Below are 25,614 nucleotides of genomic sequence, written 5' to 3'. Positions count from 1 at the left end.
AGAGGGAAGATGAGCGATTATATTGTAGTGAAATGCGGCGGTAGTATGTTGGATCAATTAAATGATGTGTTTTTTGATTGTATAAAGAAATTGCAACAAAAGTATAAGGTAGTGATTGTTCATGGTGGTGGTCCAGAAATTGATGCCAAATTAAAAGATTGTAACATCAAAGTAGAGAAAAGAGATGGGTTACGAGTAACACCAAGAGAAGTTATGGATATTGTTCAAATGGTGCTATGTGGAAGTACGAATAAAAAACTCGTAATGAATTTACAAAAGCATAATTTACTTGCGGTAGGTTGTTCAGGATGTGACGGCAATTTACTTCAAGTTCAACCTGTCAGCAAGGAGATAGGATATGTGGGAGAAGTAAGTTATGTCGAAACAGCCTTACTAAAAGGGTTAATAAATATGAATTATATTCCTGTTATTGCTCCAATCGGGATAAATGAAAATGAGATTTATAACATAAATGCAGATAATGCTGCAGCTGGAATTGCGGCAGCATTATCTGCAAAGGAACTCATTTTTATTACAGATGTAGATGGAATATTACATGAAGGAAAATTAGTAAAGAAAACGGACGAATTTGAAATTGATACTTTTATTGAAAAAGGGGTTATTACAGGCGGGATGATTCCGAAAGTACAGGCGGCACTAGCGTCATTAAAAATGGGAGTGCAAAAGGTAAGTGTCGTGAATGGTACAAAAGACTTTGCTGAAGTTACCGGAGAGTGTATTGGAACGACGGTAACGAAAGGAGTGAGTATCGTATGACAAGCCATCTTTTTCAAACATATGGAAGAAGAGAAATTGAATTTCTAAAGGGCAATGGGGCGAAAGTTATTGATAAAAGTGGTGAGCAATATTTAGATTTCACTTCTGGTATTGGAGTATGTAACTTAGGACATTGTCATCCTACGGTTGTAAAGGCGGTAGAAAAGCAACTTAGAAATATATGGCATATATCTAACTTATTTACGAACTCCTTACAAGAAGAGGTCGCATCATTATTAACAGAAGATACAGTATTAGATCATGTGTTTTTTTGTAATAGCGGGGCGGAGGCAAATGAAGCGGCTTTAAAGCTAGCACGTAAGCATACTGGAAAATCTCTCGTAGTAACATGTGAGCAATCTTTCCACGGGAGAACATTTGGAACGATGAGTGCAACAGGGCAAGATAAAGTGAAAGAAGGATTCGGTCCATTACTTCCGTCTTTTTTACATATACCATTTAACGACATACGAGCATTAGAGGGAGTAATGAATGAAGAAGTTGCGGCGGTAATGGTAGAAGTTATTCAAGGAGAAGGAGGAGTAATATTAGCTGATCCATCCTTTTTGAAGGAAATTGAAAAACTATGTAATCAGTACAATGCTCTTTTTATTATAGACGAAGTACAAACGGGGATAGGAAGAACAGGAACACTATTCGCTTACGAACAAATGGGAATAAAACCTGATATCGTTACCGTTGCAAAGGCACTAGGAAATGGTATTCCTGTTGGAGCGATGATTGGTCGGAAAGAGCTCGGAACGTCGTTCACTGCAGGATCACACGGTTCAACTTTTGGCGGGAATTATATTGCGATGGCTGCAGCGAAAGAAGTATTACAAGTAAGTAAAAGACCATCGTTTTTAAAAGAAGTACAAGAAAAGGGCGAGTACGTATTAAAGAAATTGCAAGAAGAATTACGACACGTTGAATGTGTTCAAAATATTCGTGGTAAGGGACTTATGATTGGAATCGAATGTAAGCATGAGGTTGCAAATGTCATAGAACAACTAGAAAAAGCAGGACTTCTCGTATTACAAGCAGGGCCTAATGTTATAAGACTATTACCACCACTTATTGTAACGAATGAAGAGCTAGAACAGGCAATATATATGATAAAAAGAGTGGTTTGTACAAAAAATGCATCAATAATATAAGGGGGAAATTTCATGTCAACTGTACAAGTACCGAAATTAAATACGAAAGATCTTTTAACGTTAGAAGAATTGACGCAAGAAGAAATCATTTCTTTAATTGAGTTCGCTATATATTTAAAAAAGAATAAGCAGGAGCCTTTATTACAAGGAAAAATATTAGGGCTCATTTTTGATAAACATTCAACTCGTACTCGCGTATCTTTTGAAGCAGGAATGGTACAGCTCGGAGGGCATGGCATGTTTTTAAGTGGGAAAGAGATGCAAATTGGAAGAGGGGAGAGCGTTTCAGATACTGCGAAAGTGTTATCTCATTACATTGACGGGATTATGATACGTACATTTTCACATGCGGATGTAGAAGAGCTTGCAAAAGAATCGAGCATACCTGTAATTAATGGATTAACGGATGATCATCATCCATGTCAAGCGTTGGCAGATTTAATGACGATTTATGAAGAAGTGAAGACATTTAAAGGAATTAAATTGGCTTACGTAGGTGATGGGAATAACGTATGTCATTCATTGTTGTTAGCGAGTGCGAAAGTCGGAATGAATATGACTGTTGCAACGCCTGTAGGGTATGAACCGAATGAAGAAATTGTTAAAAAAGCATTAGCGATTGCTGATGAAACAGGGGCTGAAATTGAGATTTTGCATAACCCTGAACTAGCGGTGAGTGAAGCGGATTTCATTTATACTGACGTTTGGATGAGCATGGGGCAAGAAGGAGAAGCAGAAAAATATACTTTATTCCAGCCTTTCCAAGTAAATAAAGAGCTTGTTATACATGCAAAGCAAACATATCGTTTCCTGCACTGCCTGCCTGCTCATCGTGAAGAAGAAGTAACTGGAGAGATTATAGATGGGCCACAGTCTATCGTATTTGAGCAAGCTGGTAATCGATTACATGCGCAAAAAGCATTATTAGTAAGTTTATTTAAAAATGTAGAAGAGCCTTCCTAAATGATGTGCACCCCAATTGTTAGACACGAATAACAATTGGAGGTATATTTTTTTATGGTTAAATTCTTACTAGAAGAAAAAGTAAATGAAATAAAAACATATTCCCTTCAGTATACACTGAATGTACTTAGTTATATGGATAGACGAGGGATATCCATTAGAGAAATAGCTACTTAATTTTTTATCTAACCTTTTGGGCCCTGTTCACCTGGAAGGCTCTTTCCTTTACTTCACATACACATAGGCTTCATTTGTTGTTAAGCAGGTTTTATGTTATATAAAGACTTTTGGTTAGCCTGAAGTTTCAGTATTTACATTTTTTTCTTTTTATCTCATAATTTTAATTGGGAGAGGGAGGAAAAAAATGGTTCAAATTAAAGTAACACCTGAAATGCTAGAAGAAGTTGCTAATCGTGCAAGTAATACTCGAATCGCATTAGAATCTATACATAATAAATTATGTAATGAAATAGATCAATTGTGTTTTCAGTGGATTGGTGCCTCCAATCAACAGTTCATTCAAATGTTCAATGATGCGCGACCAAAAGCTTTTACATCTATTCATTCACTTGTAAAAGTAGAAGAAGATTTGAAACGAATTGCTGAGAAATTCCGCAATACAGATAATCAAGATGTTACAATGGAAAAAGGTGCAATGTGTGGACCACTATCATCAGAAAAAGAGGGTTTTGATGGTAAAAAACTAGCTAGGGATATAGCGGGTGAAATAAGTGGGGAGTATGATGTTCGTCGTGTTTGGGATGGTATTGATCCATCTACTGGCGAAAAACTTTCGGGGTGGGAACGTGCTGGGGCAGGTGTCATGGCTGTAGCCGGCCTTACACCCTTTGGAAAGATAGCTAAAGTAGGAAAAGGAGTTAAAATGACTGCTAAGGCTACTGAGGCTGTGAATAAAGCTAAAAAAGTACCTGTGGAGAAAGTCAATGGAGTTAATGGTGCGGATAAAGCTCTATTGACTAATGAAGGAAAAGTTGGAACCTATAAACAACTTGTGAAACAAGGAACTGCTTTTGATAATATTACTCCACATCATATGCCTTCTGCACAGAAAATGAAACAAGCTGGTATAAAAAGGAATGATGGTGTGAGTATGAATATGGAACAACCTCATCCTGGAACTGGTGGGAGACATCGTGAAACATATACATATGGTCTATCAGGAGAAAAATCGCAGGCGTATTTAAACCTTAGCTTTCGTGAGGCCTTATCTCATGATATCTTGGATGCTCGAAAAATTTATATAAAAGATGGTTTATATACTGCTGAGATAAGAGAAGGTTTAAGAGAAGTTATTAAAAGAAACAAAGAGCTGTATCCGCATTTATTTGATAAATAAAACATGGAAAGGATGATTACCTTTGGATATTAAGAGTCATTTAAAAAGACTATATGATAATCGTTTATTAGAAAATGAAAATGAGATACGAGATTTTAATGAGTCATTAATGGAAGTAATAGAGTACAATGACGTCTCTGTTATTACAGATTTATGTTTAGTTCTGGATGATGAGACTGAGCAATTTGAGGTTATGTTTGGTTTGATTCATGGAATAGAGAGCTTATATAAAAATAACATAGAAGAAGGACTTGTATGTATTGTTAAAGCTTTTCCAAAGATGATTAACTCAGCTAAAGAATGGGTAGAAATTTTACATTATAGAATTCTTAATCACCCTCAAGTAAGATTAGCATATGGAAAAGTACTTTCGGGATTTGATCCATCAATTACGATTAGTATTAAAGAATTATTGATTGATATAAAAAATGAAGACCCTGATATGTTTAGTGAATCTGTTAATGAGGTAATTAAGAGCATCTAACCATCTAATGTTTAAAGTTGAAACGATATATAAGCACATAAGGCAAGCTAACAGAAAAGAATTTATTATTGGAGTGGAAAGAATAAGAATAAGCTATTAAAAAGTACATACTCCATGATGGTTGTACCATCATGGAGTACTGTGTGCAATGATAGAATAGAAAAACGAAGTACGAGCTTAGGCGAGATGACATTTTACTGGATGATGAATATAAACACATGGAATGGACATAAAACTAATGAACTCGTACAAACTCGTAAGTTTTAACGTAGTAGTTGTCACAACATATAAAGGCTGTCAAACTGTTACTACAAAACTTAGAAATCTATGCTACTTAAAAACAGATGAACTTAAAGCACTGGGTTGTCGATTAAAGGCAACAAGTGCTTTTTTCGTCTTGATATAAAAATAAATGACATGGGACAAACATTAGGAGAATAAATAAGAAAAAAGCCGTCCAACTAAAGTGCACCTCAAATTTTTAGACACGAATAACAATTAGAGGTGTGCTTTTTTATATTGAAATGTCGTATGTATATTTGGTTAACCATCTCTATATCATTTATAATAAAAAGAGTAAACTACATTTGTTTTTCATATCATGTAAGGACATACTAGATAGAAAAAATATAGTTAAAGAGATGATGAATTTGAAAACAACTAAGAAAACATATTCGTTTTTTCAGCGGATGTGGAGAATATTAAAGTTTCAATATTATAAGTTGCTTCGATCACCAGAAGGAGCAAAGAAAGTGTCGTTAGGTTTTGCGATTGGATTTGGTTTAGAAATGTTGGTAATTTATACGGCATCGCTCGTATATTTAATATTTTATCCAATTGTCAGGTTAGCAAAAGGATCTTTTCCAGCCGCAGTCATTGGTAATATTATTGGGAAAATATCGTTTCTCCCAGTATTTTTATTTCCATTTGCTTATGCGCTAGGAAAAATGATTTACCCATTTCATGTACAGAAAATACATCATGAACCATTTACGATATCAGATTTGTTTTCGAGCCATATTTTTACGATGTTAAAGAGCTTATTACAGAGTGAAGTATATGTATTAATTGGTATGACGATAATAGGAATTGTGTTTGGGGTAATTTCATATTTCGTTGTGCATTATTTATATGAAAAGAATCGTAAGTTACGTTTGAAGAAAAGAAAGAAACAAGTGAGAGAACCACTTGTTCAAATATAAAGAATGTCACATTCATTTTCTCCTTTGAATATGTTTAAGAAAAAGGGGGAGAGAATGAATGTATTATTACTATGTACCTCAAGTATATCCATATACAAATTATTATCCTGTAACTGGAGTGAGACAGCAATTCGGAGTATATCCGCAGCAACAAATACAGCAAATGCAGCAAATGCAGCAAATGCAGCAAATGCAACAGCCTGAGCAGCAACTTGTTCAAGAACGAAAACCGTATTTAATGACATGGCCGTATTCAAATGTATACTATGGTAATTATTACGAATCATAAAGCTGCTTCTATTTAGAAGCAGCTTTATGCGTTTGTTTTCAAAATTAAATTTTGAATGGTTTTAAGAGAATAAATGAGCTTTTCACGCTCTTCCTCAGATAATGTTTGAAAATTTTCTTTTAGTTTTCCTAAAATGAATTGCTGATACTGACTTACTAACATTTTCCCTTCAGTTGTTAGGGAAATTAAAATGACCCTTCGATCTTTTTCGCTATAATGACGCTCTATTAGCTCTTCTTGAATAAGTTTGTTTAATAGAGGGGTCATGTTAGGCCGTGAAATCGCTAGCCGCTTGCCAATTTCTGAAACTGCTAATGTACCATTTTCATGTAAAAGCAGTAGCACTTGCGTATGTGATGGCGGCATATGTCTTTGAGAAGAAAACTCTCCAGGAAGCATAAATTTGCGATAAAAAAGAGGCACTAGCGAAAGAAGATGATCAACAATACGTTCCCACTCGCGTGATTCCATATAACGGCCCCCTTCCACTATCATTGTAACAAAAAAGACAAGGTATAAAAATAGAATTGTTTCATGGTAGCCTTAATATTTGTAGGATAACACTTGCTTTGTAAATGTATTGGCAATAATCGTATAACCGTTATCATTTGGGTGTACTTGGTCAAATAGTAAATCTTTTTTATCCTTCGATATTAATTTGCGAATTGGTAAAACAATCGACGGTTGATGTGCTTTTGAAATAGAATAAATAGAATCATTCCAACCATCTAAAAACATATCTGCATAACTTGCGATGGAGTCATCTAGTTGTAAAGGGTTATAGAGTTCAGATAGAATGAGTAAAGCATTCGGATTTTGATCTCGAACGGTCTTTACAATGTTTTTTACATCCGTTTCAAAACGGGCTTTTTCTTTATTTAACATTTTAATACCATCTATAACACCTACATCACGATTTAAGCGGAATAAATTATTTGCTCCAATATTAATAGTAATTATATTTGCTTCCCTAATTTTTTGTTGAACTTCTTCTGACTGGACTTTTTTAACGAGACGATCTGTAGTGAGACCATTTACACCGAGGTTTTCTACCCTAATTGGTTTATGAATTTGTCCTTCTAATTGTTTAGAAGCTAATTCGGCAAATCCCCCTTGTGTAGATCCATATCCTTTTGCAAGTGAATCACCTAATACGAGATGATAAAAGGAGTCGTTCGTTTGCTTATCAATCCAACTCGGAGCAGATGTTTTTTCTGCTTTTCCTTCAGTTTCTTTTTGTTTTGTCTCATCGTTCTTTTCAAAATTAGAATAAGAAATGATTAGAAGGAGGAGACAAACAATTGTTAAGATGACTTTTCTCATAAATTCATCCTCCTTGTAATTGGTAATTGTATCATATTCAGCAGTATTAGCAATGTAAGGGCATATTATATGTTTATGAAAAGTTTATAATAACTTTACAGAAAATTTGTTGAAGTTTGTCAAAAAATATTGACGATACGAAAGAACTTTATATATGATAATGTCAGATAAGGTGAAATTCTACTTAGTGGGAGCTTTATCTCCCGTTAATTGTTAGTTTTCATCAATCGGGCGTTTAAGGGGACTACTCGTTAGCGCAAGATGAAATGAAAATCGTGTCTCTAATAGAGGAAAAAAGGTATGTGGTTAGAGACAGATAGGGGTTCATTTCATTATTTCTGGTAATTGTATAAGGGGGATTTTTTGTGAAAAAGTCAAAAAAAATGCTAGCTGGAGCAACTCTTGCTATTGGTGTTATAGCGCCACAAGTGTTGCCAACAACAGCTCATGCAGAGGAAAAAGCTGGGGAGAGTACAGTTAACTTACGAATTTTAGAAACATCAGATATTCACGTTAACTTAATGAATTACGATTATTATCAAACGAAAACAGATAATAAAGTAGGTCTCGTGCAAACTGCAACACTTGTTAATAAAGCACGTGAAGAAGCGAAGAACTCTGTCTTATTTGATGATGGGGATGCATTACAAGGGACACCACTGGGGGATTATGTAGCGAATAAAATAAAGGATCCGAATAATCCTGTTGATCCAAGTTATGTACATCCATTATATCGTGTAATGAATTTAATGAAGTATGACGTCATCTCTCTTGGGAATCATGAATTTAACTACGGTTTAGATTATTTAAACAAAGTAATTGAAAAAACGGATTTCCCGGTTATTAACTCGAATGTCTACATAGATGACCTCGATAATGATGATACGAACGATAAACATTACTTTGAACCATATCATATTTTTGAAAAAGAAGTAGAGGATGAATCTGGTCAAAAACAAAAAGTGAAAATTGGTGTAATAGGATTTGTTCCACCTCAAGTTATGAACTGGGATAAGGCAAATTTAGAAGGAAAAGTAAAAGCGAAAGATATTGTCGAAACAGCGAAGAAATTAGTACCGAAACTGAAAAATGAGGAGCATGCAGATATTGTCGTTGCACTAGCTCATTCAGGTGTTGATAAGAGTGGATACAACGTTGACATGGAAAACGCATCGTATTATTTAACAGAGGTTCCTGGTGTAGATGCAGTATTAATGGGACATTCACATACTGAAGTGAAGGATGTATTTAATGGTGTTCCAGTTGTAATGCCTGGCGTTTTTGGCAGTAACTTAGGTATTATTGATATGCAATTGAAGAAGGTAAACGGAAAATGGGAAGTACAAAAAGAGCAATCTAAGCCACAACTTCGTCCGATTGTTAATGATAAAGGTAATGTAGGACCTGATCAAACATTAGTTAATGAGATTAAAGATGAGCATGAAAAGACAGTCGAATATGTAAATACACCTGTAGGTAAAACGACAGCACCAATTAATAGTTATTTTTCACTAGTACAAGATGATCCTTCTGTACAACTTGTGACGAATGCGCAAAAATGGTACGTAGAAGAAGAACTTAAAAAACCAGAGTACGAAAAGTTTAAAGGTATTCCGGTTTTATCTGCAGGGGCACCATTTAAAGCAGGTGGCCGAAACGGTGCTACATATTATACGGATATTCCAGCAGGAACCTTAGCAATTAAAAACGTAGCGGATTTATATGTATATCCAAATACGTTATATGCTGTAAAAGTAAGTGGGGCACAAGTAAAAGAATGGCTTGAAATGTCTGCTGGTCAATTTAATCAAATTGATTCAAAGAAAACAGAAGAACAGCCACTAGTAAATATAGGTTATCCTACATATAATTTTGATGTTTTAGATGGCTTAAAATACGAAATTGACGTAACGCAACCAGCGAAATACGATAAAGATGGCAAAGTTGTAAATGAAACTACGAATCGTATTGTAAATATGACGTATGAAGGTAAGCCTGTAGCTGACACTCAAGAGTTCATCGTCGCTACAAATAATTATCGTGGCAGCAGTAAAACGTTCCCTGGTGTAAGTAAAGGCGAAGTTGTATACCAATCGCAAGATGAAACACGTCAAATTATTGTGAAGTATATGCAAGAAACACCAGTTATTGATCCAGCAGCAGATCAAAATTGGGCGTTTAAACCGATTATTGCAGATAAATTAAATACAACATTTGATTCTTCACCAAATGCACAAAAATATATAAAGAAAGATGGAAAAATATCATATGTTGGACCATCTGAAAATGAATTTGCTAAGTATGCAATTGATATAACGAAGAAGAATGATGATAAGGAAACTGGTGGAGAGAATCCAACGACACCGCCAACAGGTGAAGGTAATAACGGAGAAAATCCAACGACACCACCAACAGGTGAAGGCAATAATGGAGAGAATCCAACGACACCACCAACAGGTGAAGGCAATAATGGAGAGAATCCAACGGCACCGCCAACAGGTGAAGGCAATAACGGAGGAAATCCAACGACACCACCAACAGGTGAAGGCAATAATGGAAATGAACCAAAACAAGATGGAAATAATACAGGATCTGGACAAACTACAACGGATAATCAAAACTCAAAAGAAACAACAACTGTAAGTGAAAATAAAGAAGAACGTGATTTACCGAAAACAGGTACAAGTGTTGCTTCTACAATTGGAGCAGGTCTGGCGTTTGTTGGAGCGGGATTACTTATGTTATTTAGAAGAAAGAAAGCGAATAGATAGCGGAGAAATATAAAAAGGATTACCGATTAAGGTAATCCTTTTTATTATATTATGAAACTGGTACTGCTTTTTCTTTCTTCCATGAAAGGCCAAATCCAGTAAAGCCGACGATAATCGTTAAGACTGGGCAAGCTAAACAGAAGATTGCGTATGGAAGGTAATCGAATGTTGGAACGCCAAGGACGTTTGTTAAGAATACGCCACTTACACCCCATGGTACGAGCGGGTTAATGACTGTACCTGCATCTTCTAATACGCGTGATAAATTACGACGTTCTAAACCGACTTCATCGTATTTATTAGCGAATGCTTGTCCTGTTAAAACGATGGATAAGTACTGCTCACCAAGTAAGAAGTTTACACCAATTGCAGTTGAAGCAGTAGAAATAATTAAGCGTGTGCTATTTTTTACGAAGCTAGAGATAATATTCATCAGCTGCGCTATAATACCCATTCCTTGTAATAATCCTCCCATACAAAGAGCTAGGAAAATAAGAGCAATCGACATCATCATACTTTGTAGACCACCGCGAGATAGTAAGCTATCAATGTCTTTAATACCAGTTTTAGAAACGTAGCCGTCTTGCATAATTTTCATTAAATCAGCTAAAGAAGTGCTAGGTTTAAAAATAAAGAGAATAATAATTCCTACCACAATTCCTGCAAGCAATGTTGGAACTGCTGGAACTTTTTTAAATGCGAATAGGAACAGTAATAAAATTGGAATAAGTGTAACGATAGAAATCGTTGTGTTTTTTTCTAACGTGCTAATAAAGTTTGTGAAGTCAACGTCTCCACTAGTACCGCTTCCTAAAATGAAAAATGCGATAAAAGCAATAATGAAAGCAGGAACTGTTGTCCAAAGCATGTTGCGAATATGCTCAAATAAATCTACACCTGTTACAGCAGGAGCTAAGTTTGTTGTATCAGATAAAGGAGACATTTTATCTCCAAAGAATGCACCAGAAATAATTGCACCAGCGATCAGAGCGGGATCGTACCCGAGAGCACTACCCATTCCCATAAAGGCAAGTCCTACAGTTGCGGCAGTTGTAAAGGCACTACCGATACTCGTTCCAACAATTGCACAAACAACAAAAACAGTAGGAACGAAAATTTTTGGAGATACAAGTTGGAATCCGTATACCATTAAAGTTGGAATTGTTCCAGCTGCGATCCAAACACTAATTAATACGCCTACAAGTAAGAAAATAAAAATAGATGGAATACCAGCTGAAACACTACTTATCATTCCTTTTTCCATAGTAGACCAAGAAATTTTTTTCATAAATCCAAATGCTAATAAAAGAACGATACCAAATAAAATTGGGATGTGTGGTGAAACTTCTAATTTGATAACACTAAAGCCAATACAGAAAAAAATAAAAATTGTTAAAAGAACAGATTCAATTTTTGAAACCATTGTTTTCCCCTCCTAAGTAATTTAAAATAGCTCTTTTTTATATAAAATTCGCCAATATTGTATATTTCCTTCTAAAATTTAGAATTTTGTGACAAATTACCGGTAATTGTCAACATCTCAATATGATACGGAAATGATTGGATAAAAAAACGTCCCTGCATATAATTATGCAGGGACGAAGAAATCGCGGTACCACCCTAGCTTGTGAAAGGAGTGTATCACAAAATAAAGGGTCATATGATATGCGCTCATAAAATAAAAACGCCCCTGCAATATATGCAGGGACGAAAAATTCGCGGTACCACCCTAAATTGTGAAACAGTTTCATTTCACCACTCTTTAGACATAACGGTCTAAACCGTCTTTCACTACTCCTCACGTTTCGTAAAAGAAGCTCCAGGGGGTAATTCATAAATCGCTCTGTACTGGTTCGCACCGACCACCAGCTCTCTGAAATCAGAAAACGAAATACTACTAAATCCTATCAACGCCGATTCATATGATGTTAGTTAAATTTTTATCATATATTCATCATACATGTCAATAAAAACATTCGATATTTTTTTAGGGAAATAAAGGAGAAATGTTTTTCATACTGTAAAAATGTGCGTTATAATGAATTTGAAAGGGGAGGAAAGAGTGAAGAAAAAAATAATTCTTTTTACCACCTTACTAGTCGTTGGCGGAAGTGCTGGAATTTACACAGCTTTTGCAGCTGAATCAGAGCAGTCGAAACAAAAGCAAATACAGCAGTCAGAAGTGAAGAAAGTGAAAGAAACTGAAGAGAAGAAATCGATGGAAAAAGCAGCTACTAAACTAGGAGTTTCTACTGAGGGGAAAACAAAAGAAGAGGTTACAAAAGAAGTAGATACCGCTAGATTTGAGCAGCGCCATGATTTGTTAATTGAGCATGCTAAGCAACTTGGAATTGATACAGAAGGAAAAAAAGATGAAGAGATTATTTTAGAAATTGGAAAGATACAACATGGAAAGTAGAACAACTTATCATATGATAAGTTGTTCTTTTTTGAGAACTATTTGATTTAAAAATAATTGACAGTCATTTGTTTTTAATGTTAACTATATTTATAAATAAGTTAACAATAGGGGTGACAATTGTGGCTGTTAATAGTAACACGAGTGAAAAATCGTCTTATACATATGAAGAATTATCGAAGAAGAATAAAAATTACGTATGGCACCCATTTACACAAATGAAAGATTATTTAGAAGAAGATCCTGTCATTATTGAACGTGGAGAGGGAAGAAAGCTATACGATGTAAATGGAAATGAATATTGGGACGGTGTTTCATCTATTTGGTTAAATGTTCATGGGCATCAAGTACCAGAACTAGATGAGGCAATTCGCGAGCAATTAAATAAAATTGCTCATTCTACTATGCTAGGACTTGCTAACGTTCCATCTATTTTATTAGCAGAAAAAATAATTGAAGTTGTACCAGAAGGTTTGAAGAAAGTATTCTATTCAGACTCTGGTTCTAGTGCCGTTGAAATTGCAATTAAGATGGCCTTTCAATATTGGCAGCATAAAGGAAAACCGAAAAAACAAAGATTTGTTACATTAAAAGAAGCATATCACGGTGATACGATAGGTGCTGTTTCAGTAGGAGCAATAGACTTGTTTCACCAAGTGTATAGTTCACTATTATTTGAGGCAATTAAAATGCCGTATCCATATACATATCGTTCTCCTTATGGAGATAATAAGGAACAAATTGTAAAGAAACATTTAGAAGAAATGGAAGAAATGCTACAAGAAAAACATGAAGAAGTAGCAGCTATTATTGTGGAGCCATTAATGCAAGGTGCTGGTGGGATGATTACAATGCCAAAAGGATACTTAAAAGGGCTTCGCGATTTATGTACAAAATACAATGTATTATTTATTACAGATGAGGTAGCGACTGGATTTGGGCGTACCGGGAAAATGTTTGCATGTGAACACGAGGATGTAACGCCAGACATTTTAACAGCCGGAAAAGGTTTAACAGGTGGTTATTTACCAGTGGCAATTACGGTAACGATAGATGAAATTTATAATGCCTTTTTAGGAGGCTATGAAGAACAAAAAACGTTTTTCCATGGTCATAGTTATACAGGGAATCCGTTAGGGTGTGCCGTAGCAATTGCAAATTTAGAACTATATGAAAAAACTAATTTAATAGAAGATGTTGCGTATAAAGCAGAATATGTAGCGGCACAATTAGAAGCTCTTAATGAATATAAGCACGTAGGAGATATTCGTCAGTGTGGGCTAATGGTTGGTATTGAACTTGTGAAGAATAAGGAAATGAAAGAATCGTTTGAATGGACAGAAAGAGTCGGCGTTCAAGTATGTAAACGTTCAAGAGAGCTGGGCATGATTTTGCGACCACTCGGTAATACGATTGTATTTATGCCTCCGCTTGCATCTACGGTGGCTGAGATTGATGAGATGTTACGCATTTTATATAAAGCAATCTCGGATGTTACGGAGGGAGAGTAATGAGTGGTTTCTTTATAACAGCAACGGATACAGAAGTTGGCAAAACGGTAGTGACAGGAGCATTGGCAGGTATATTTCGAGAGCGTGGACATAATGTTGGTGTATATAAACCGTTGCAAAGTGGACATGTTGCATCAAATCCTGAGGGTGATGCAGCAAGGTTAAAAGCATTATCGGGTGTACCGACAGAAGAGGATGAAATTTGTCCTTATTCCATTGACGAACCACTTGCTCCGAGACTTGCCATGAAAAGAGCTGGAAGGACAGTAACGTTAAAAGAAATTACTGATCACTATAATGAACTACTAAAAAAGTTTAATAGCCTATTTGTAGAAGGAGCTGGTGGGCTTGCAGTTCCATATACAGAAGATGCTTTAGTGATTGATTTTGCAAAAGAATTACAGCTTCCTCTTATTGTAGTAGCGCGTCCTACGCTTGGGACAGTTAATCATACTATTTTAACAATTTCTTATGCAAAAGCACATGGATTAAAAGTAGCAGGTGTAATTTTATCTGGATGTAAAGGATATGAAAAAGAAAGAGTGCAAGAAAATAAAATAATGATTGAGGAGTTAAGTGGCGTGCCGGTTTTAGGGTTATTACCATTCCTTGAAGGTGAGTTTACAAGGGAAGAATTATTGGAATCGGCAAAAGAACATATTATGATTTCAAAATTAGAGGAGCTCATCCAAAATGAATCAAATGTGGCGCACGCATCTTCAATCTAAAGTAGAACAATTAAAGGAGCAAGGGCAGTATCGTAATTTACATGTAACAGAGAAAGCGGAAGAGACATGGCTTATTCGAAATGAGAAAAGGATGCTAAATTTAGCATCGAATAATTATTTAGGATTAGCTGGAGATGAAAGGTTGAAAGAAGCTGCTATTGCCTGCACGAGAAAATATGGAACTGGAGTGACAGCATCTCGTCTCGTTGTAGGAAATTATCCACTGTATGAAGAGGTTGAGAGAAGTATATGTGATTGGAAAGGTACTGAAAGAGCATTAATCGTAAATAGCGGGTATACAGCAAATGTAGGTGCTATATCTGCTTTAGCCTGTCGTCACGATATGGTTTTTAGTGATAAATTAAATCACGCAAGTATTGTTGATGGAATTATATTAAGCGGAGCAGAGCATAAAAGATATCGTCATAATGATTTGGATCATTTAGAAAAGATGTTGCAAATAGCGTCACCAGAAAAGAGAAAATTAATCGTAACAGATACGGTTTTTAGTATGGATGGAGATATTGCATATTTGAGAGGCTTAGTTCAGCTGAAAGAGAAATACGGGGCGATCATTATAGTTGATGAAGCACATGCAAGTGGAATATATGGAATCGGTGGAGCAGGATTATCTCATGTAGAAAAAGATATTGCTCAAAAAATTGATATACATATGGGGACGTTTAGTAAGGCTTTAGGGTGTTATGGTGCGTATTTAACGGGTGATTCCATTTATATAGAGTATTTACAAAATATGATGAGAAGCTTGATTTTTACTACAGCGTTACCACCAGGAACATTAGGGGCGATCCGGAAAGCAATTGAAATTGTGAAAGAAGATAACGAAAGAAGAGAGCGACTTATAGAGAATGGTGCATATTTCAGGACGCATTTACAAGAAGCTGGTTTTGATATTGGGAATAGCTCAACTCATATTGTACCGATTGTAGTTGGGTCAAATGAAAATACTTTACGGTTTAGTGAAAGGTTACAAGAGGTAGGTATCGCAGCCATTGCAATTCGTCCGCCGACTGTTCCAGTTGGTAGTTCTCGAGTCCGTTTTGCAGTTACGTCACAACATACAATAGCCGATTTAAAATGGGCTATTCAGCATATTATACGCATTGGCAAAGAAGAGGGGTTTTTAGTATGAAAGAGCTAAAGCTTATTTTTATTCCAGGATGGGGAATGGAAGAAGGTGTTTGGACTTTGGTTCTGCCGTATTTTAAAGGATATTCTGTTCAATGTATAGATTGGCGTAACGTGAAAGAACAAAGTGAATTTGCGGGGCGAATAATAGATGTAGCGCAGGATGAAAATGTAATTTTAGTTGGATGGTCACTAGGAGCGTTAGCGGCAGTACAAGCTTATAAAAAGATTAAGACCCAAGGTATGGTACTAATTGGTGGTACCGCTAAATTTACCAATACAAGTGACTATACAAGTGGATGGAATTCCTTGCATGTAGAACGTATGAAAAAGAATTTAACGAGAAAAAAAGAAGATACTTTGAAGCGTTTCTATGAAAATATGTTTACAAAAAGTGAGCTGAGGGAGAATACGAGTTTTGAAGAGATTGCGCAGAAGTTTAAAGGAGACTCGATTCAGTCTTTACAATTAGGCTTAGAGTATTTAATAGAAACAGATATGAGAAATGAAGTAATAGATATGAAAGCCCCGCTGTTACTCCTTCATGGAGAGCAGGATGTAATATGTCCATTGTCTGCAGCCCATAGTATGACGAATAATACGAATGCCAATCTAAAAGTAGTAAGCGGTGCTGGGCATGCATTATGTGTAACGAATTTTGAATATTGCGCAAATGAAATTATTCAATTTGTAGAGGGGATACGACATGATCAACAAAACGTTACTGCAAAAACGGTTTAACGGGGCGGCTGTATCCTACGATCAATATGCAAATGTACAAAAAAAGATGGCGTATTCGTTACTTTCTACATTGAAGGAACGATATAGTGAAACATCATCGATACGTATTTTAGAACTTGGATGCGGGACAGGATATGTAACAGAGCAATTATCAAATTTATTTCCGAAAGCTCATATTACAGCTGTGGATTTTGCTGATGAGATGATTGCAGTCGCGAAAACTAGAAAAAGTTTGGAAAATGTGATGTTTCGATGTGAAGATATTGAACAATTAAAATTAGAAAATTCATATGATGTCATCATTTCAAATGCTACATTTCAATGGCTTAATGATTTAAAAGAGACAGTGAAAAATTTATTTAACTATTTGTCTGAAGAAGGAATATTATTATTTTCCACGTTTGGTAATACGACTTTTCAAGAATTGCATACGTCTTTTCAGCGTGCTAAGAAAGAAAAGGGGATACACAATTGTACTTCAATAGGACAACGATTCGTTTCGACAGAACAGTTAGTAAATATATGTGAAATGCCATTAGGAAATGTACATGTTTCTGAAACATGTTACATAGAAAGATTTGCAGAAGTTAGGGAGTTTCTACATTCTATTCGAAAAGTAGGAGCGACCAATAGTAATGAAGAGTCTTATTGTCAAAGCCCTTCACTCTTTCGTACGATGCTTCGTATATACGAAAGAGACTTCACGGAAAAAGAAGGGATAGTAGCAACATATCATGCTTTATTTACGTATATAACAAAAGAGGGGAAGAGATGAAATGAAACAAGTACAAATAAAAAGGGATTGGAAAAAACTTGCATACGACGTAGTAGAAGAGAAAATGATTGCGAAAGAAGATGCAATTGCAATATTAGAAGCTGATGATACAGAGGTTTTAGAAATTATGAATGCAGCTTACATCATTCGCCATCATCATTTTGGTAAGAAAGTAAAGTTGAACATGATTATAAATACGAAATCTGGATTATGCCCTGAAGATTGCGGGTATTGTTCACAGTCTATTATTTCAGAAGCACCGATTGATAAGTATGCATGGTTAACACAAGAGAAAATTGTTGAAGGAGCGCACGAAGCAATTCGTCGTAAAGCAGGTACATATTGTATTGTTGCATCTGGTCGTCGTCCGACGAATAAAGAAGTAAATCACGTTATTGGAGCAGTTAAGGAAATTCGTGAAACGACAGATTTAAAAATTTGCTGTTGTTTAGGATTTTTAAATGAAGATCAAGCAGGTCAGTTAGCAGAAGCTGGTGTGCATCGTTATAATCACAATTTAAATACGCATGCCAACAATTATGATAGCATTTGTTCAACACATACGTATGACGATCGTGTTGATACAGTCCAAAAAGCGAAGCAAGCCGGTATTTCTCCATGCTCTGGAGCAATTTTCGGAATGGGAGAAGCGATTGAACAGCGCGCTGAAATTGCATTTGAATTACAACGTTTAGATGCGGATTCTATTCCATGTAATTTCCTTGTTGCTGTAAAGGGTACTCCGCTTGAAGGACAAAAAGAATTAACACCTGTAGAATGTTTAAAAGTGCTGGCGATGATGCGTTTTGTAAATCCAACAAAAGAAATTCGTATTTCAGGTGGTCGAGAACTTAATTTACGTTCTGTACAGCCACTTGGTTTATTTGCAGCAAACTCTATCTTTGTCGGGGACTATTTAACAACTGCTGGACAAGAGCCGACTGCGGACTGGGGTATGATTGAAGATTTAGGATTTGAGATTGAAGAATGTGCGCTATAAGATAGATGAAAAGCAAACTCTTTAAAGGGTTTGCTTTTTTTGTAAATAAAATGTAATAAAAGTCCATTAACACTTGATAGTAGTCACTTTTGGACGAGAAAAATAATTTTGTGGACGAATTTTCCAAGCCCTAATTGTACATAGTAAAAATGTAATTTATATCGGGTTGGAGGATTTTACATGTACAAATACATATTAACTATTATGACCTGTCTGATTTTAATAAAAGCGATAAGTGCTGATCCAGTTAAGGTGGCTGAAAATCCTGAACAAAAAGAAATGCAACAAAGAATTGAACAGCATTTTCGAACGAAAGCTGAACATTTTGGGCTTGAAACAGAAGGAAAAGATTTAAAAGAAGTGAGGAAGGAAATTTCTATTATAGAAGAAGCGGAAAAGAGAGAAAATGTGTGGAGAACAGCACAAGCTCTTCGTATAAAAACAGAAGGAAAAACGATGGATGAATTAATAGAAGATGTACGAAAAAAGGTGAGAAAATAAAAAAAGAGGCCGTAGCCTCTTTTTTAAGCCCATTGTTTTGATAAATGAGCCATTTCGATCGCAGCAACTGCCGATTCATATCCTTTATTACCAGCTTTTGTACCTGCACGTTCAATCGCTTGTTCAATTGTTTCTGTCGTTAATACACCGAAAATAACTGGAATGTCCGTTTGTAGTGATAAAGACGCAACACCTTTTGCTACTTCATTACAAACGTAATCGTAATGTGTTGTAGCACCGCGAATTACTGTACCTAATGTAATAACAGCATCATATTTTCCGCTATTGGCCATCTTTTTAGCGATTAAAGGAATTTCAAATGCACCAGGAACCCATGCAACATCAATATCATTCTCTTCTACACCGTGACGCTTTAATCCATCTAAAGCTCCGCCAAGTAACTTACTTGTAATAAACTCATTAAAACGTCCAACAACAACCCCAACTTTTAATCCTGTACCAACTAAATGACCTTCGAATACCATAATGTATCTCTCCTTTAATTATAAAGTGAAACTATAATCAGTGGGGGGATTCATCCCCCGCTGATTATTAGTTGAACCAATCGGGCCTTTACGGGCAGTTGATCTCCCACCTAACTTCTTTGCTCCAGCCGAATTTTGAGGTGGGAGTTTTACTGCCCGTTAATGCGGGATAAGTTTAGTAAATGTCCTAATTTGCTTGCTTTCGTTTGTAAATACGTTTTATTTTCTTCTTTTATTGGCATTTGCAACGGTACACGCTCGGTTACTTCTAAATCGTAACCTTGTAAGCCAGCAATTTTTCGTGGATTATTCGTTAATAATCGTAAACTTTGTAAGCCTAAATCTTTTAAAATTTGAGCACCAATACCGTAATCACGAAGATCAGCTGGGAACCCAAGTTTTTCATTTGCTTCTACAGTATCTAACCCTTCTTCTTGTAACTTATAAGCGCGAAGCTTATTCAGAAGGCCAATGCCTCGTCCTTCTTGTCTCATATAGAGAAGAACACCTTTTCCTTCACGCTCAATTTGAGCAAGTGCAGCATGTAACTGTGGTCCGCAATCACAGCGGCACGAACCAAATACATCTCCTGTTAAGCATTCTGAATGAACGCGTACAAGTACAGGTTCGCCTGTTGAAATATCACCTTTTACGAGCGCGATATGTTCTTTCATATCTAATGAGTTAGAATAGCCAATTGCATGGAAAGTACCGAAATCTGTAGGTAATGTAATTTCCACTTCTCTCGTCACAAGTGTTTCGTGATGGCGGCGATAAGCAATTAAATCTTCTATTGTAATCATTTTTATATCAAATTGTTTTGCGCACTCTAGTAAATCAGGTACACGTGCCATCGTACCGTCCTCATTTATAATTTCGCAAATGACTCCAGCTGGTTCTGCCCCGCAAAGTTTGGCTAAATCGACAGCGGCTTCTGTATGACCAGCACGGCGCAGGACACCGCCTTCTTTCGCAATTAATGGAAAGATATGTCCAGGGCGATTGAAATCAGAGCCTTTTGATGCAGGGTTTAACAATTCTTGTATCGTAGTTGCACGTTCATGAGCACTAATCCCTGTTGTTGTAGAAACATGATCAATGCTCACTGTAAACGCAGTGTGATGTGAATCTGTATTATGAGATACCATTGGTTCTAACTGTAGACGTTCTGCGTACTCCTCCGTAATCGGTACACAAACGAGACCACGACCGTGTGTAATCATAAAATTAATCGTTTCTGGTGTAATGTACTCTGCTAAAGCAATAAAATCGCCTTCATTTTCTCGGTTTTCATCATCACATACGATAACGACTTTTCCTTGTTTTAAATCTTCTAGAGCATCTTCAATACGATGAAACATTGTGCTTCCCCCTTATAGAAATCCGTTTTCTTGTAAAAAGTTTTCGGTCATTGACCCTGTTCTTTTTACTGGCTTTGAAATAAAGCGTTCAATATATTTTCCAATCATGTCACACTCAATGTTTACGATGTCCCCGGCTTTTTTTTCTCCGATTATAGACTCGCTTACTGTGTGAGGGATGAGTGAAATTGTAATTGAAGATTCGTCTATATCAAATATTGTTAAGCTAGTGCCATCAACAGCAACGGATCCTTTATGCAAACAATAGCGTAGTAATTCATCAGAAATTGCTATTTTGTAATAGATGGCATTGTAATGTTGTTTTTTAGTTAAAATCGTACCGATGCCATCGATATGTCCGGTGACGAAATGTCCACCGAATCGTCCGTTTGCAGCCATCGCCCGTTCTAAATTCACTTTGGCACTTGGCTTTAGCATACGAAGTGATGTTGCTTTCATTGTTTCAGGCATTGCGTCGACAGTGAATGAAGTAGTCGTAAAAGTAGTTACTGTTAAGCAAATGCCGTTAACTGCGATACTATCACCTAATTTGACATCCGATAAAATTTGCTTTGCGCTAATAGTTAGCTTCATTGCTTCACCACTTTGAGTCATGCTTGATATCGTTCCTAACTCTTCTACGATTCCTGTAAACATTCCGTCACCTCGCTTTTTAAGGTTGCAACAATTTTTATATCATTACCGATTTGTTTCATCTCTTGAATTGTTAAGGAAAGTGCATCTTGTAACTTCGAAAAACCAGCTCCGCCAAATAAGGTGGGTGCATCTTTTCCGCCAATTAATTTCGGGCTTATATAGGTCACGATTTCATTAAAACTATTTGTTTTTAAGAAGTTTGCATGCACCGTTTGACCACCTTCAACGAACAGAGAAAGAATTTGTTTCTCACCGAGCAAGGATAGGACATCTTGTATTTCAATTTGCTGTGTTTTCATTTGGAATACAGCTATATTGTTAGATTCATAAGACGCTATTTTCTCTTTGTTTACATCCTTACCGACAATAATCCATGTCGGAGTTAAGCCATCTGTTATGACATGAGAAGATGGCGGCGTTCGTAAGTGGGTATCTAAAATAACGCGTATAGGATGTTTACCTCCGTTTGAAATTCGTGTTGTTAAGTGTGGATTATCAGTTAGAACTGTATTCACACCGACTAGAATAGCATCATGTATATGACGATATTGGTGAACGTCAGCGCGTGCTTCTTCGCCTGTAATCCACTTACTTTCACCGGTTACAGTTGCTGTTTTTCCATCTAAGCTTATTGCTGTTTTTATTGTTACAAAGGGACGTTTCGTTTTCATATAGTGAAAAAAGTATCGATTTAATAAAGTGGCTTCCGCCTCAAGAACACCAGTAGTTACCTCGATTCCAACTTCTTCTAATCTCCTTTTTCCATTTCCGGAAACGAGTGGATTGCAATCAAGAGTAGCAATTACAACACGCTGAACTCCTTTTTCAATGAGTAATTCACAGCAAGGGGGTGTTTTTCCAAAATGGCTACACGGTTCAAGTGTTACATAAACGGTAGCGTCTTTTGCTCTTTCACCAGCCATGTGAAGAGCATGAACTTCAGCATGTTCTTCACCAGCACGCATGTGGGCACCCATTCCAACAATTTTTCCATCTTTAACAACAACGGCACCAACCATAGGATTTGGGCTTGTTTGTCCCGATGTTCCTTGTGCTAACTGCAAGGCAATCCTCATATATTCTTGATCTGCCATTCTTTTCACCTCTCCTGAAAAAATCAAAAAACCCCAAGGATTTTATATCCTTGGGGTTTGGGAGACGTGATTTCTAGAAATATAGTTCGAATACGAAAGTATAGGAAAGAAACCTAACGATGACTGATATTTTGGCATAAGGAAAAAACCTAGCAAAATATCAAATTCTTTCAACGCTAGTCGTATCTTTTTATTTCAGTATAGAAACATAACTATACAAAATAAAACATATATAAAGATTCAAAATGAAACTTTAAAAATATGCATACTGAAATAAAAGTGTATTCGCTATATAAAATTACTAGAAAACATATCCTTCTCCCATCCAGACTATACTGTCGGCCCTAGAGTTTCACTAGATCCACCGTTTTCGCGTTGAAAACGGGTCACGGACTTAGAAGCTATCGCTTCATCACCGCCGGTTGGGAATTTCACCCGACCCCGAAGGATGTTGTTTGCTCACATTATAGCACAAAAAAGAAAAAAGCATAGTAAAAAATGTTCGAATGTGAAGAATTGTTTGAAAATATATGCCGATTTGAATGGGGACGAAAGTAATAGAAATGTGGAAAGGGGAAGGGCTGTATAGGCTTTGATCAAAAGAAAAAACATACACAAATAAATGTGCATGTTCTTTAAATATTTATTCTGCCTCTGGTGCTCTAACAACAGACTCGAATTTGCCTTTATGCGAAGCATCGCAATAAGGCATGTTTTTTGATAAACCACAACGACATAAAGAAAATGCTGGTTTTGCTGGGAATACATTCCCTTGTGAGTCAACTAATTCCACGTCCCCTGTAACGCGAAAAGAGCCATTATCATTCACTTTAATTTGTACTTTTGCCAACGTTATCCCTCCTTTCCAAACGCTTACTCTCATCATATAATTAGGGAGAGTACTTGACAATATAAAAAGAGCACTTTGTTTGAGAGAGAAGAGAGTGTTATAATAGTTTGTATAACTGACTAGAGTAAGGTGACGAAAGATGGATAAAAAATTACACGCACTACAAAATATTGCAAATGAGCGCACATGGGCATCATTTTTGAATGATAATCATCCATATAGTTTACTTCATTGGTCAATCGCAGGTGTAGGACAAGAACCGAAAGATGTTTGGTTACTTCAAGATGAGGTAACTTTTCAAACGACGGAATTCCCAACGCTAGACGAGGCAGTAAAGTGGATTTCTGAAAATATGGAACAAGTTACAGACGTTTTAGCGCAGTAAAAAAACAGGCTTATGCAAGCCTGTTTTTTGTTTCTTTTACATATGTGTTTAAAAATTGATCGATGGCATCTTCGTACTCTTCTTTATTTTCATTATAAGAGCAAGCGTGTGCACCATGTTCTGCAATATAAAGCTGTTTATTATTTTCTTTCGCTTCATAAAGTGATTTCGTCATATCAGATAAAATATAGTCATCATCTTTACTATGAATAAAGAGAACCGGATTGTTAATATTTTTTATACAATCAATTGGTGAAACTTCACGAATTGTATAGCCATCACGAACTTTTAAAAAGGCATTTGCTAAAGGTAATAAAGGCCATTTTGGCAAATGAAACTCAACTTTCAAACGATGTTGTAACTGTCCATAAAAATCAGAGAAAGGACAATCAGCAATATAAAAATCAGCACCATCTTCTACAAATCCTGCATATTGAAGAAGAGTTGCAGCGCCCATAGATTCACCATGAATTCCGAGTGTAATATTCGTTCCGAAACGATCCTTTAGCCAGTCAACCACTGACTTTAAATCATGTTTTTCATAATAGCCATAACTTGTTGTTTTACCACCGGTTTTACCATGACGGCGATGATCATAAATAAATACGTTATATCCTCTATTTAAAAATAAGTTTGCATATTTAACGGAATTCATTTTATTTACAGTCACACCGTGGCAAAAAATCATAAATTTATTGGAATGACCAGCTGGCATGTAATATCCGTGAAGTTCGTATCCGAATTGAGAAGGGATGTGAACCTCTTCTTTTTGAATAGCCTTAAAATCGTCCAAATGAAAATGCTTTTTCGTTTCGCGTTCTAAAACTTCTTCCTCTGTTTTTTTCTTCAAGTACATAACTTTATTTGTAAAGAAAATCCCAATCGCAGTTAGTGCACCTAGTATAGTAAACAATGCTGTAAAAAAACGTTTCATACTTTACCTCATCCTCCAAATACCTCTACATGTGATACACTAACATTGTATCACAATGATGTGAAAAGGGGAGAAATCGTGTATGGTTCATATACAAAAAATCACACCAGAAATGAAAGAAGTAATTCAGGATTTTATGTGTGAAAACTGGGGAAGCTCAATGATGGTCTCGCGAGGCAGAGTACATCAATTAGAAGAATTACCTGGTTTTATTGCACTTAGAAATAACAGAATAGTGGGAATTATAACATATAAAGTGATAGAAAACATGTGTGAAATTGTATCGTTAAATAGTTTTGAGGAAGGGAAGGGGATTGGTACAAAACTGGTGGATTGTGTATTGCGAGTGGCAAAAGAGAACGAATGTAAAAAGGTGTGGCTTATTACGACGAATGATAATATGAACGCACTTCGTTTTTATCAAAAACGTAACTTCATGATGACGGACTTGTATATTGATGCGGTAAAGGAAGCACGAAAAATAAAGAAAGAAATTCCGTTTATTGGTTATGATAATATCGCGATTTCACATGAAATTCAGCTGGAGTATATTTTCTCCCGCATTAACGGGCAGTAAAACTCCTACCTCAAAATTCAGTTGGAGCAAAGAAGTTAGGTGGGAGATCCACTGCCCGTAAACGCCCGATTGGTTCAACTAATAATCAGTGGGGGATGAACAAAACCCCCACTGATTAAAGTTT

27 protein-coding genes, 1 riboswitch and 1 other annotated feature are annotated in these 25,614 nt (G+C 36.1%); of the genes, 18 read left to right on the top strand and 9 right to left on the bottom strand.

Annotated features, from left to right (window positions below; genetic code table 11):
- Positions 1 to 9 precede the first annotated feature (9 nt).
- The 7 genes from argB (at position 10) to MR066_RS10495 (ending at position 6,229) form a co-directional block, all read left to right on the top strand.
- Positions 10 to 777, top strand: coding sequence for an acetylglutamate kinase (argB, locus tag MR066_RS10525; RefSeq protein WP_001286776.1), 768 nt, complete (start codon positions 10 to 12; stop codon positions 775 to 777).
- On the top strand, positions 774 to 1,934 hold the full coding sequence (locus MR066_RS10520; RefSeq protein WP_242247074.1) for an acetylornithine transaminase: 1,161 nt from the start codon (positions 774 to 776) through the stop codon (positions 1,932 to 1,934). The genes argB and MR066_RS10520 overlap by 4 nt, the downstream gene beginning before the upstream one ends.
- A 12-nt stretch (positions 1,935 to 1,946) precedes the next feature.
- Positions 1,947 to 2,897 (top strand): ornithine carbamoyltransferase, encoded by a 951-nt coding sequence (gene argF, locus MR066_RS10515; protein ID WP_242247072.1) that lies wholly within the window; start codon positions 1,947 to 1,949, stop codon positions 2,895 to 2,897.
- A 364-nt stretch (positions 2,898 to 3,261) separates the two neighbouring features.
- A complete protein-coding gene (locus tag MR066_RS10510) occupies positions 3,262 to 4,254 on the top strand; it encodes a WXG100 family type VII secretion target (protein WP_061689288.1) in 993 nt (330 codons plus the stop codon).
- Positions 4,255 to 4,276: 22 nt separating this feature from the next.
- Positions 4,277 to 4,738, top strand: coding sequence for an Imm30 family immunity protein (locus MR066_RS10505; RefSeq protein ID WP_002190613.1), 462 nt, complete (start codon positions 4,277 to 4,279; stop codon positions 4,736 to 4,738).
- A 650-nt stretch (positions 4,739 to 5,388) separates the two neighbouring features.
- Positions 5,389 to 5,940 carry a DUF2062 domain-containing protein gene (locus tag MR066_RS10500; RefSeq protein ID WP_033728147.1) on the top strand — a complete coding sequence of 184 codons (552 nt, stop codon included), beginning with the start codon at positions 5,389 to 5,391 and terminating at the stop codon, positions 5,938 to 5,940.
- Positions 5,941 to 5,998: 58 nt separating this feature from the next.
- Positions 5,999 to 6,229, top strand: a complete 231-nt coding sequence (locus MR066_RS10495; RefSeq protein WP_242247070.1) for a hypothetical protein — start codon at positions 5,999 to 6,001, stop codon at positions 6,227 to 6,229.
- 24 nt (positions 6,230 to 6,253) lie between these two features.
- Here MR066_RS10495 and MR066_RS10490 read toward each other — a convergent pair whose 3' ends face one another.
- A complete protein-coding gene (locus MR066_RS10490; RefSeq protein WP_002088507.1) occupies positions 6,254 to 6,700 on the bottom strand; it encodes a MarR family winged helix-turn-helix transcriptional regulator in 447 nt (148 codons plus the stop codon).
- Positions 6,701 to 6,772: 72 nt separating this feature from the next.
- Positions 6,773 to 7,552 carry a GDSL-type esterase/lipase family protein gene (locus MR066_RS10485; protein ID WP_242247062.1) on the bottom strand — a complete coding sequence of 260 codons (780 nt, stop codon included), beginning with the start codon at positions 7,550 to 7,552 and terminating at the stop codon, positions 6,773 to 6,775.
- A gap of 365 nt (positions 7,553 to 7,917) precedes the next feature.
- On the opposite strand from MR066_RS10485, the gene cpdB reads away from it, so the two are divergent.
- Complete coding sequence (gene cpdB / locus MR066_RS10480; protein ID WP_242247061.1) at positions 7,918 to 10,323, top strand: bifunctional 2',3'-cyclic-nucleotide 2'-phosphodiesterase/3'-nucleotidase; 2,406 nt, start codon at positions 7,918 to 7,920, stop codon at positions 10,321 to 10,323.
- A 49-nt stretch (positions 10,324 to 10,372) separates the two neighbouring features.
- Here the strand turns inward: cpdB and nhaC are convergent, their stop codons facing one another.
- A complete protein-coding gene (nhaC, locus tag MR066_RS10475) occupies positions 10,373 to 11,746 on the bottom strand; it encodes a Na+/H+ antiporter NhaC (RefSeq protein ID WP_002143067.1) in 1,374 nt (457 codons plus the stop codon).
- A gap of 277 nt (positions 11,747 to 12,023) precedes the next feature.
- Positions 12,024 to 12,243 (bottom strand) — a binding site (T-box leader).
- Positions 12,244 to 12,385: 142 nt separating this feature from the next.
- Here nhaC and MR066_RS10470 point away from each other — a divergent pair.
- From MR066_RS10470 to MR066_RS10435, 8 genes are all read left to right on the top strand, one after another.
- The gene (locus tag MR066_RS10470) at positions 12,386 to 12,742 is read left to right on the top strand and encodes a hypothetical protein (RefSeq protein WP_002128995.1); all 357 of its coding nucleotides are present in this window, start codon (positions 12,386 to 12,388) and stop codon (positions 12,740 to 12,742) included.
- 77 nt (positions 12,743 to 12,819) lie between these two features.
- Positions 12,820 to 14,253 (top strand): adenosylmethionine--8-amino-7-oxononanoate transaminase, encoded by a 1,434-nt coding sequence (bioA, locus tag MR066_RS10465; RefSeq protein ID WP_242247058.1) that lies wholly within the window; start codon positions 12,820 to 12,822, stop codon positions 14,251 to 14,253.
- A complete protein-coding gene (gene bioD, locus MR066_RS10460) occupies positions 14,253 to 14,981 on the top strand; it encodes a dethiobiotin synthase (RefSeq protein WP_242247048.1) in 729 nt (242 codons plus the stop codon). The genes bioA and bioD overlap by 1 nt, the downstream gene beginning before the upstream one ends.
- Positions 14,947 to 16,134, top strand: a complete 1,188-nt coding sequence (gene bioF, locus MR066_RS10455) for an 8-amino-7-oxononanoate synthase (RefSeq protein ID WP_242247046.1) — start codon at positions 14,947 to 14,949, stop codon at positions 16,132 to 16,134. Before bioD ends, bioF begins: the two co-directional genes overlap by 35 nt.
- The gene (locus MR066_RS10450) at positions 16,131 to 16,871 is read left to right on the top strand and encodes an alpha/beta fold hydrolase (RefSeq protein ID WP_242247044.1); all 741 of its coding nucleotides are present in this window, start codon (positions 16,131 to 16,133) and stop codon (positions 16,869 to 16,871) included. Before bioF ends, MR066_RS10450 begins: the two co-directional genes overlap by 4 nt.
- The gene (gene bioC / locus MR066_RS10445; protein WP_113937120.1) at positions 16,837 to 17,646 is read left to right on the top strand and encodes a malonyl-ACP O-methyltransferase BioC; all 810 of its coding nucleotides are present in this window, start codon (positions 16,837 to 16,839) and stop codon (positions 17,644 to 17,646) included. Before MR066_RS10450 ends, bioC begins: the two co-directional genes overlap by 35 nt.
- 1 nt (position 17,647) lies before the next feature.
- Positions 17,648 to 18,646, top strand: a complete 999-nt coding sequence (bioB, locus tag MR066_RS10440) for a biotin synthase (RefSeq protein ID WP_242247036.1) — start codon at positions 17,648 to 17,650, stop codon at positions 18,644 to 18,646.
- 180 nt (positions 18,647 to 18,826) lie between these two features.
- Positions 18,827 to 19,147 carry a hypothetical protein gene (locus tag MR066_RS10435; RefSeq protein WP_242247034.1) on the top strand — a complete coding sequence of 107 codons (321 nt, stop codon included), beginning with the start codon at positions 18,827 to 18,829 and terminating at the stop codon, positions 19,145 to 19,147.
- 23 nt (positions 19,148 to 19,170) lie between these two features.
- On the opposite strand, the gene ribH is transcribed toward MR066_RS10435, so the two are convergent.
- From ribH to MR066_RS10410, 5 genes are all read right to left on the bottom strand, one after another.
- A complete protein-coding gene (gene ribH, locus MR066_RS10430; RefSeq protein WP_000230892.1) occupies positions 19,171 to 19,632 on the bottom strand; it encodes a 6,7-dimethyl-8-ribityllumazine synthase in 462 nt (153 codons plus the stop codon).
- Positions 19,633 to 19,781: 149 nt separating this feature from the next.
- A complete protein-coding gene (gene ribBA / locus MR066_RS10425; protein WP_242247027.1) occupies positions 19,782 to 20,993 on the bottom strand; it encodes a bifunctional 3,4-dihydroxy-2-butanone 4-phosphate synthase/GTP cyclohydrolase II in 1,212 nt (403 codons plus the stop codon).
- 12 nt (positions 20,994 to 21,005) lie between these two features.
- Positions 21,006 to 21,650: a riboflavin synthase gene (gene ribE, locus MR066_RS10420; protein ID WP_016100654.1), complete on the bottom strand. Its 645-nt coding sequence runs from the start codon at positions 21,648 to 21,650 to the stop codon at positions 21,006 to 21,008.
- A complete protein-coding gene (ribD, locus tag MR066_RS10415) occupies positions 21,632 to 22,744 on the bottom strand; it encodes a bifunctional diaminohydroxyphosphoribosylaminopyrimidine deaminase/5-amino-6-(5-phosphoribosylamino)uracil reductase RibD (RefSeq protein ID WP_242247025.1) in 1,113 nt (370 codons plus the stop codon). Before ribD ends, ribE begins: the two co-directional genes overlap by 19 nt.
- Positions 22,745 to 23,053: 309 nt before the next feature.
- Positions 23,054 to 23,197: riboswitch (FMN riboswitch) on the bottom strand.
- Positions 23,198 to 23,387: 190 nt separating this feature from the next.
- The gene (locus MR066_RS10410) at positions 23,388 to 23,594 is read right to left on the bottom strand and encodes a CDGSH iron-sulfur domain-containing protein (protein WP_001151582.1); all 207 of its coding nucleotides are present in this window, start codon (positions 23,592 to 23,594) and stop codon (positions 23,388 to 23,390) included.
- A gap of 139 nt (positions 23,595 to 23,733) precedes the next feature.
- Between MR066_RS10410 and MR066_RS10405 the strand changes: the two genes are divergently transcribed.
- Entirely contained in the window at positions 23,734 to 23,979 is a 246-nt protein-coding gene (locus MR066_RS10405) for a DUF2552 family protein (RefSeq protein ID WP_002033867.1), read from the top strand.
- A 10-nt stretch (positions 23,980 to 23,989) separates the two neighbouring features.
- On the opposite strand, the gene MR066_RS10400 is transcribed toward MR066_RS10405, so the two are convergent.
- Positions 23,990 to 24,913 carry an alpha/beta hydrolase gene (locus tag MR066_RS10400; RefSeq protein ID WP_002033868.1) on the bottom strand — a complete coding sequence of 308 codons (924 nt, stop codon included), beginning with the start codon at positions 24,911 to 24,913 and terminating at the stop codon, positions 23,990 to 23,992.
- 82 nt (positions 24,914 to 24,995) lie between these two features.
- Between MR066_RS10400 and MR066_RS10395 the strand changes: the two genes are divergently transcribed.
- The gene (locus tag MR066_RS10395; RefSeq protein ID WP_242247023.1) at positions 24,996 to 25,490 is read left to right on the top strand and encodes a GNAT family N-acetyltransferase; all 495 of its coding nucleotides are present in this window, start codon (positions 24,996 to 24,998) and stop codon (positions 25,488 to 25,490) included.
- The last annotated feature ends 124 nt before the right edge of the window (positions 25,491 to 25,614 follow it).

This window comes from Bacillus cereus group sp. BfR-BA-01523, from assembly GCF_022662615.1.
Taxonomy (GTDB): domain Bacteria; phylum Bacillota; class Bacilli; order Bacillales; family Bacillaceae_G; genus Bacillus_A; species Bacillus_A mycoides.
This window is presented reverse-complemented; position numbering and strand designations above follow the sequence as displayed.

What these genes read in the sequence shown, in the direction of transcription:
- bioA (WP_242247058.1), top strand. Translation starts at nt 12,820, where the DNA reads ATGTTAACTATATTTATAAATAAGTTAACAATAGGGGTGACAATTGTG.
- MR066_RS10495 (WP_242247070.1), top strand. Translation starts at nt 5,999, where the DNA reads ATGTATTATTACTATGTACCTCAAGTATATCCATATACAAATTATTAT.
- MR066_RS10400 (WP_002033868.1), bottom strand. Translation starts at nt 24,913, where the DNA reads ATGAAACGTTTTTTTACAGCATTGTTTACTATACTAGGTGCACTAACT.
- MR066_RS10490 (WP_002088507.1), bottom strand. Translation starts at nt 6,700, where the DNA reads ATGGAATCACGCGAGTGGGAACGTATTGTTGATCATCTTCTTTCGCTA.
- ribBA (WP_242247027.1), bottom strand. Translation starts at nt 20,993, where the DNA reads ATGTTTCATCGTATTGAAGATGCTCTAGAAGATTTAAAACAAGGAAAA.
- MR066_RS10450 (WP_242247044.1), top strand. Translation starts at nt 16,131, where the DNA reads ATGAAAGAGCTAAAGCTTATTTTTATTCCAGGATGGGGAATGGAAGAA.
- bioF (WP_242247046.1), top strand. Translation starts at nt 14,947, where the DNA reads ATGAATCAAATGTGGCGCACGCATCTTCAATCTAAAGTAGAACAATTA.
- bioB (WP_242247036.1), top strand. Translation starts at nt 17,648, where the DNA reads ATGAAACAAGTACAAATAAAAAGGGATTGGAAAAAACTTGCATACGAC.
- MR066_RS10485 (WP_242247062.1), bottom strand. Translation starts at nt 7,552, where the DNA reads ATGAGAAAAGTCATCTTAACAATTGTTTGTCTCCTCCTTCTAATCATT.
- argF (WP_242247072.1), top strand. Translation starts at nt 1,947, where the DNA reads ATGTCAACTGTACAAGTACCGAAATTAAATACGAAAGATCTTTTAACG.
- MR066_RS10405 (WP_002033867.1), top strand. Translation starts at nt 23,734, where the DNA reads ATGGATAAAAAATTACACGCACTACAAAATATTGCAAATGAGCGCACA.
- MR066_RS10510 (WP_061689288.1), top strand. Translation starts at nt 3,262, where the DNA reads ATGGTTCAAATTAAAGTAACACCTGAAATGCTAGAAGAAGTTGCTAAT.
- ribD (WP_242247025.1), bottom strand. Translation starts at nt 22,744, where the DNA reads ATGGCAGATCAAGAATATATGAGGATTGCCTTGCAGTTAGCACAAGGA.
- nhaC (WP_002143067.1), bottom strand. Translation starts at nt 11,746, where the DNA reads ATGGTTTCAAAAATTGAATCTGTTCTTTTAACAATTTTTATTTTTTTC.
- ribH (WP_000230892.1), bottom strand. Translation starts at nt 19,632, where the DNA reads ATGGTATTCGAAGGTCATTTAGTTGGTACAGGATTAAAAGTTGGGGTT.
- ribE (WP_016100654.1), bottom strand. Translation starts at nt 21,650, where the DNA reads ATGTTTACAGGAATCGTAGAAGAGTTAGGAACGATATCAAGCATGACT.
- bioD (WP_242247048.1), top strand. Translation starts at nt 14,253, where the DNA reads ATGAGTGGTTTCTTTATAACAGCAACGGATACAGAAGTTGGCAAAACG.
- bioC (WP_113937120.1), top strand. Translation starts at nt 16,837, where the DNA reads ATGATCAACAAAACGTTACTGCAAAAACGGTTTAACGGGGCGGCTGTA.
- MR066_RS10520 (WP_242247074.1), top strand. Translation starts at nt 774, where the DNA reads ATGACAAGCCATCTTTTTCAAACATATGGAAGAAGAGAAATTGAATTT.
- argB (WP_001286776.1), top strand. Translation starts at nt 10, where the DNA reads ATGAGCGATTATATTGTAGTGAAATGCGGCGGTAGTATGTTGGATCAA.
- MR066_RS10395 (WP_242247023.1), top strand. Translation starts at nt 24,996, where the DNA reads ATGGTTCATATACAAAAAATCACACCAGAAATGAAAGAAGTAATTCAG.
- MR066_RS10435 (WP_242247034.1), top strand. Translation starts at nt 18,827, where the DNA reads ATGTACAAATACATATTAACTATTATGACCTGTCTGATTTTAATAAAA.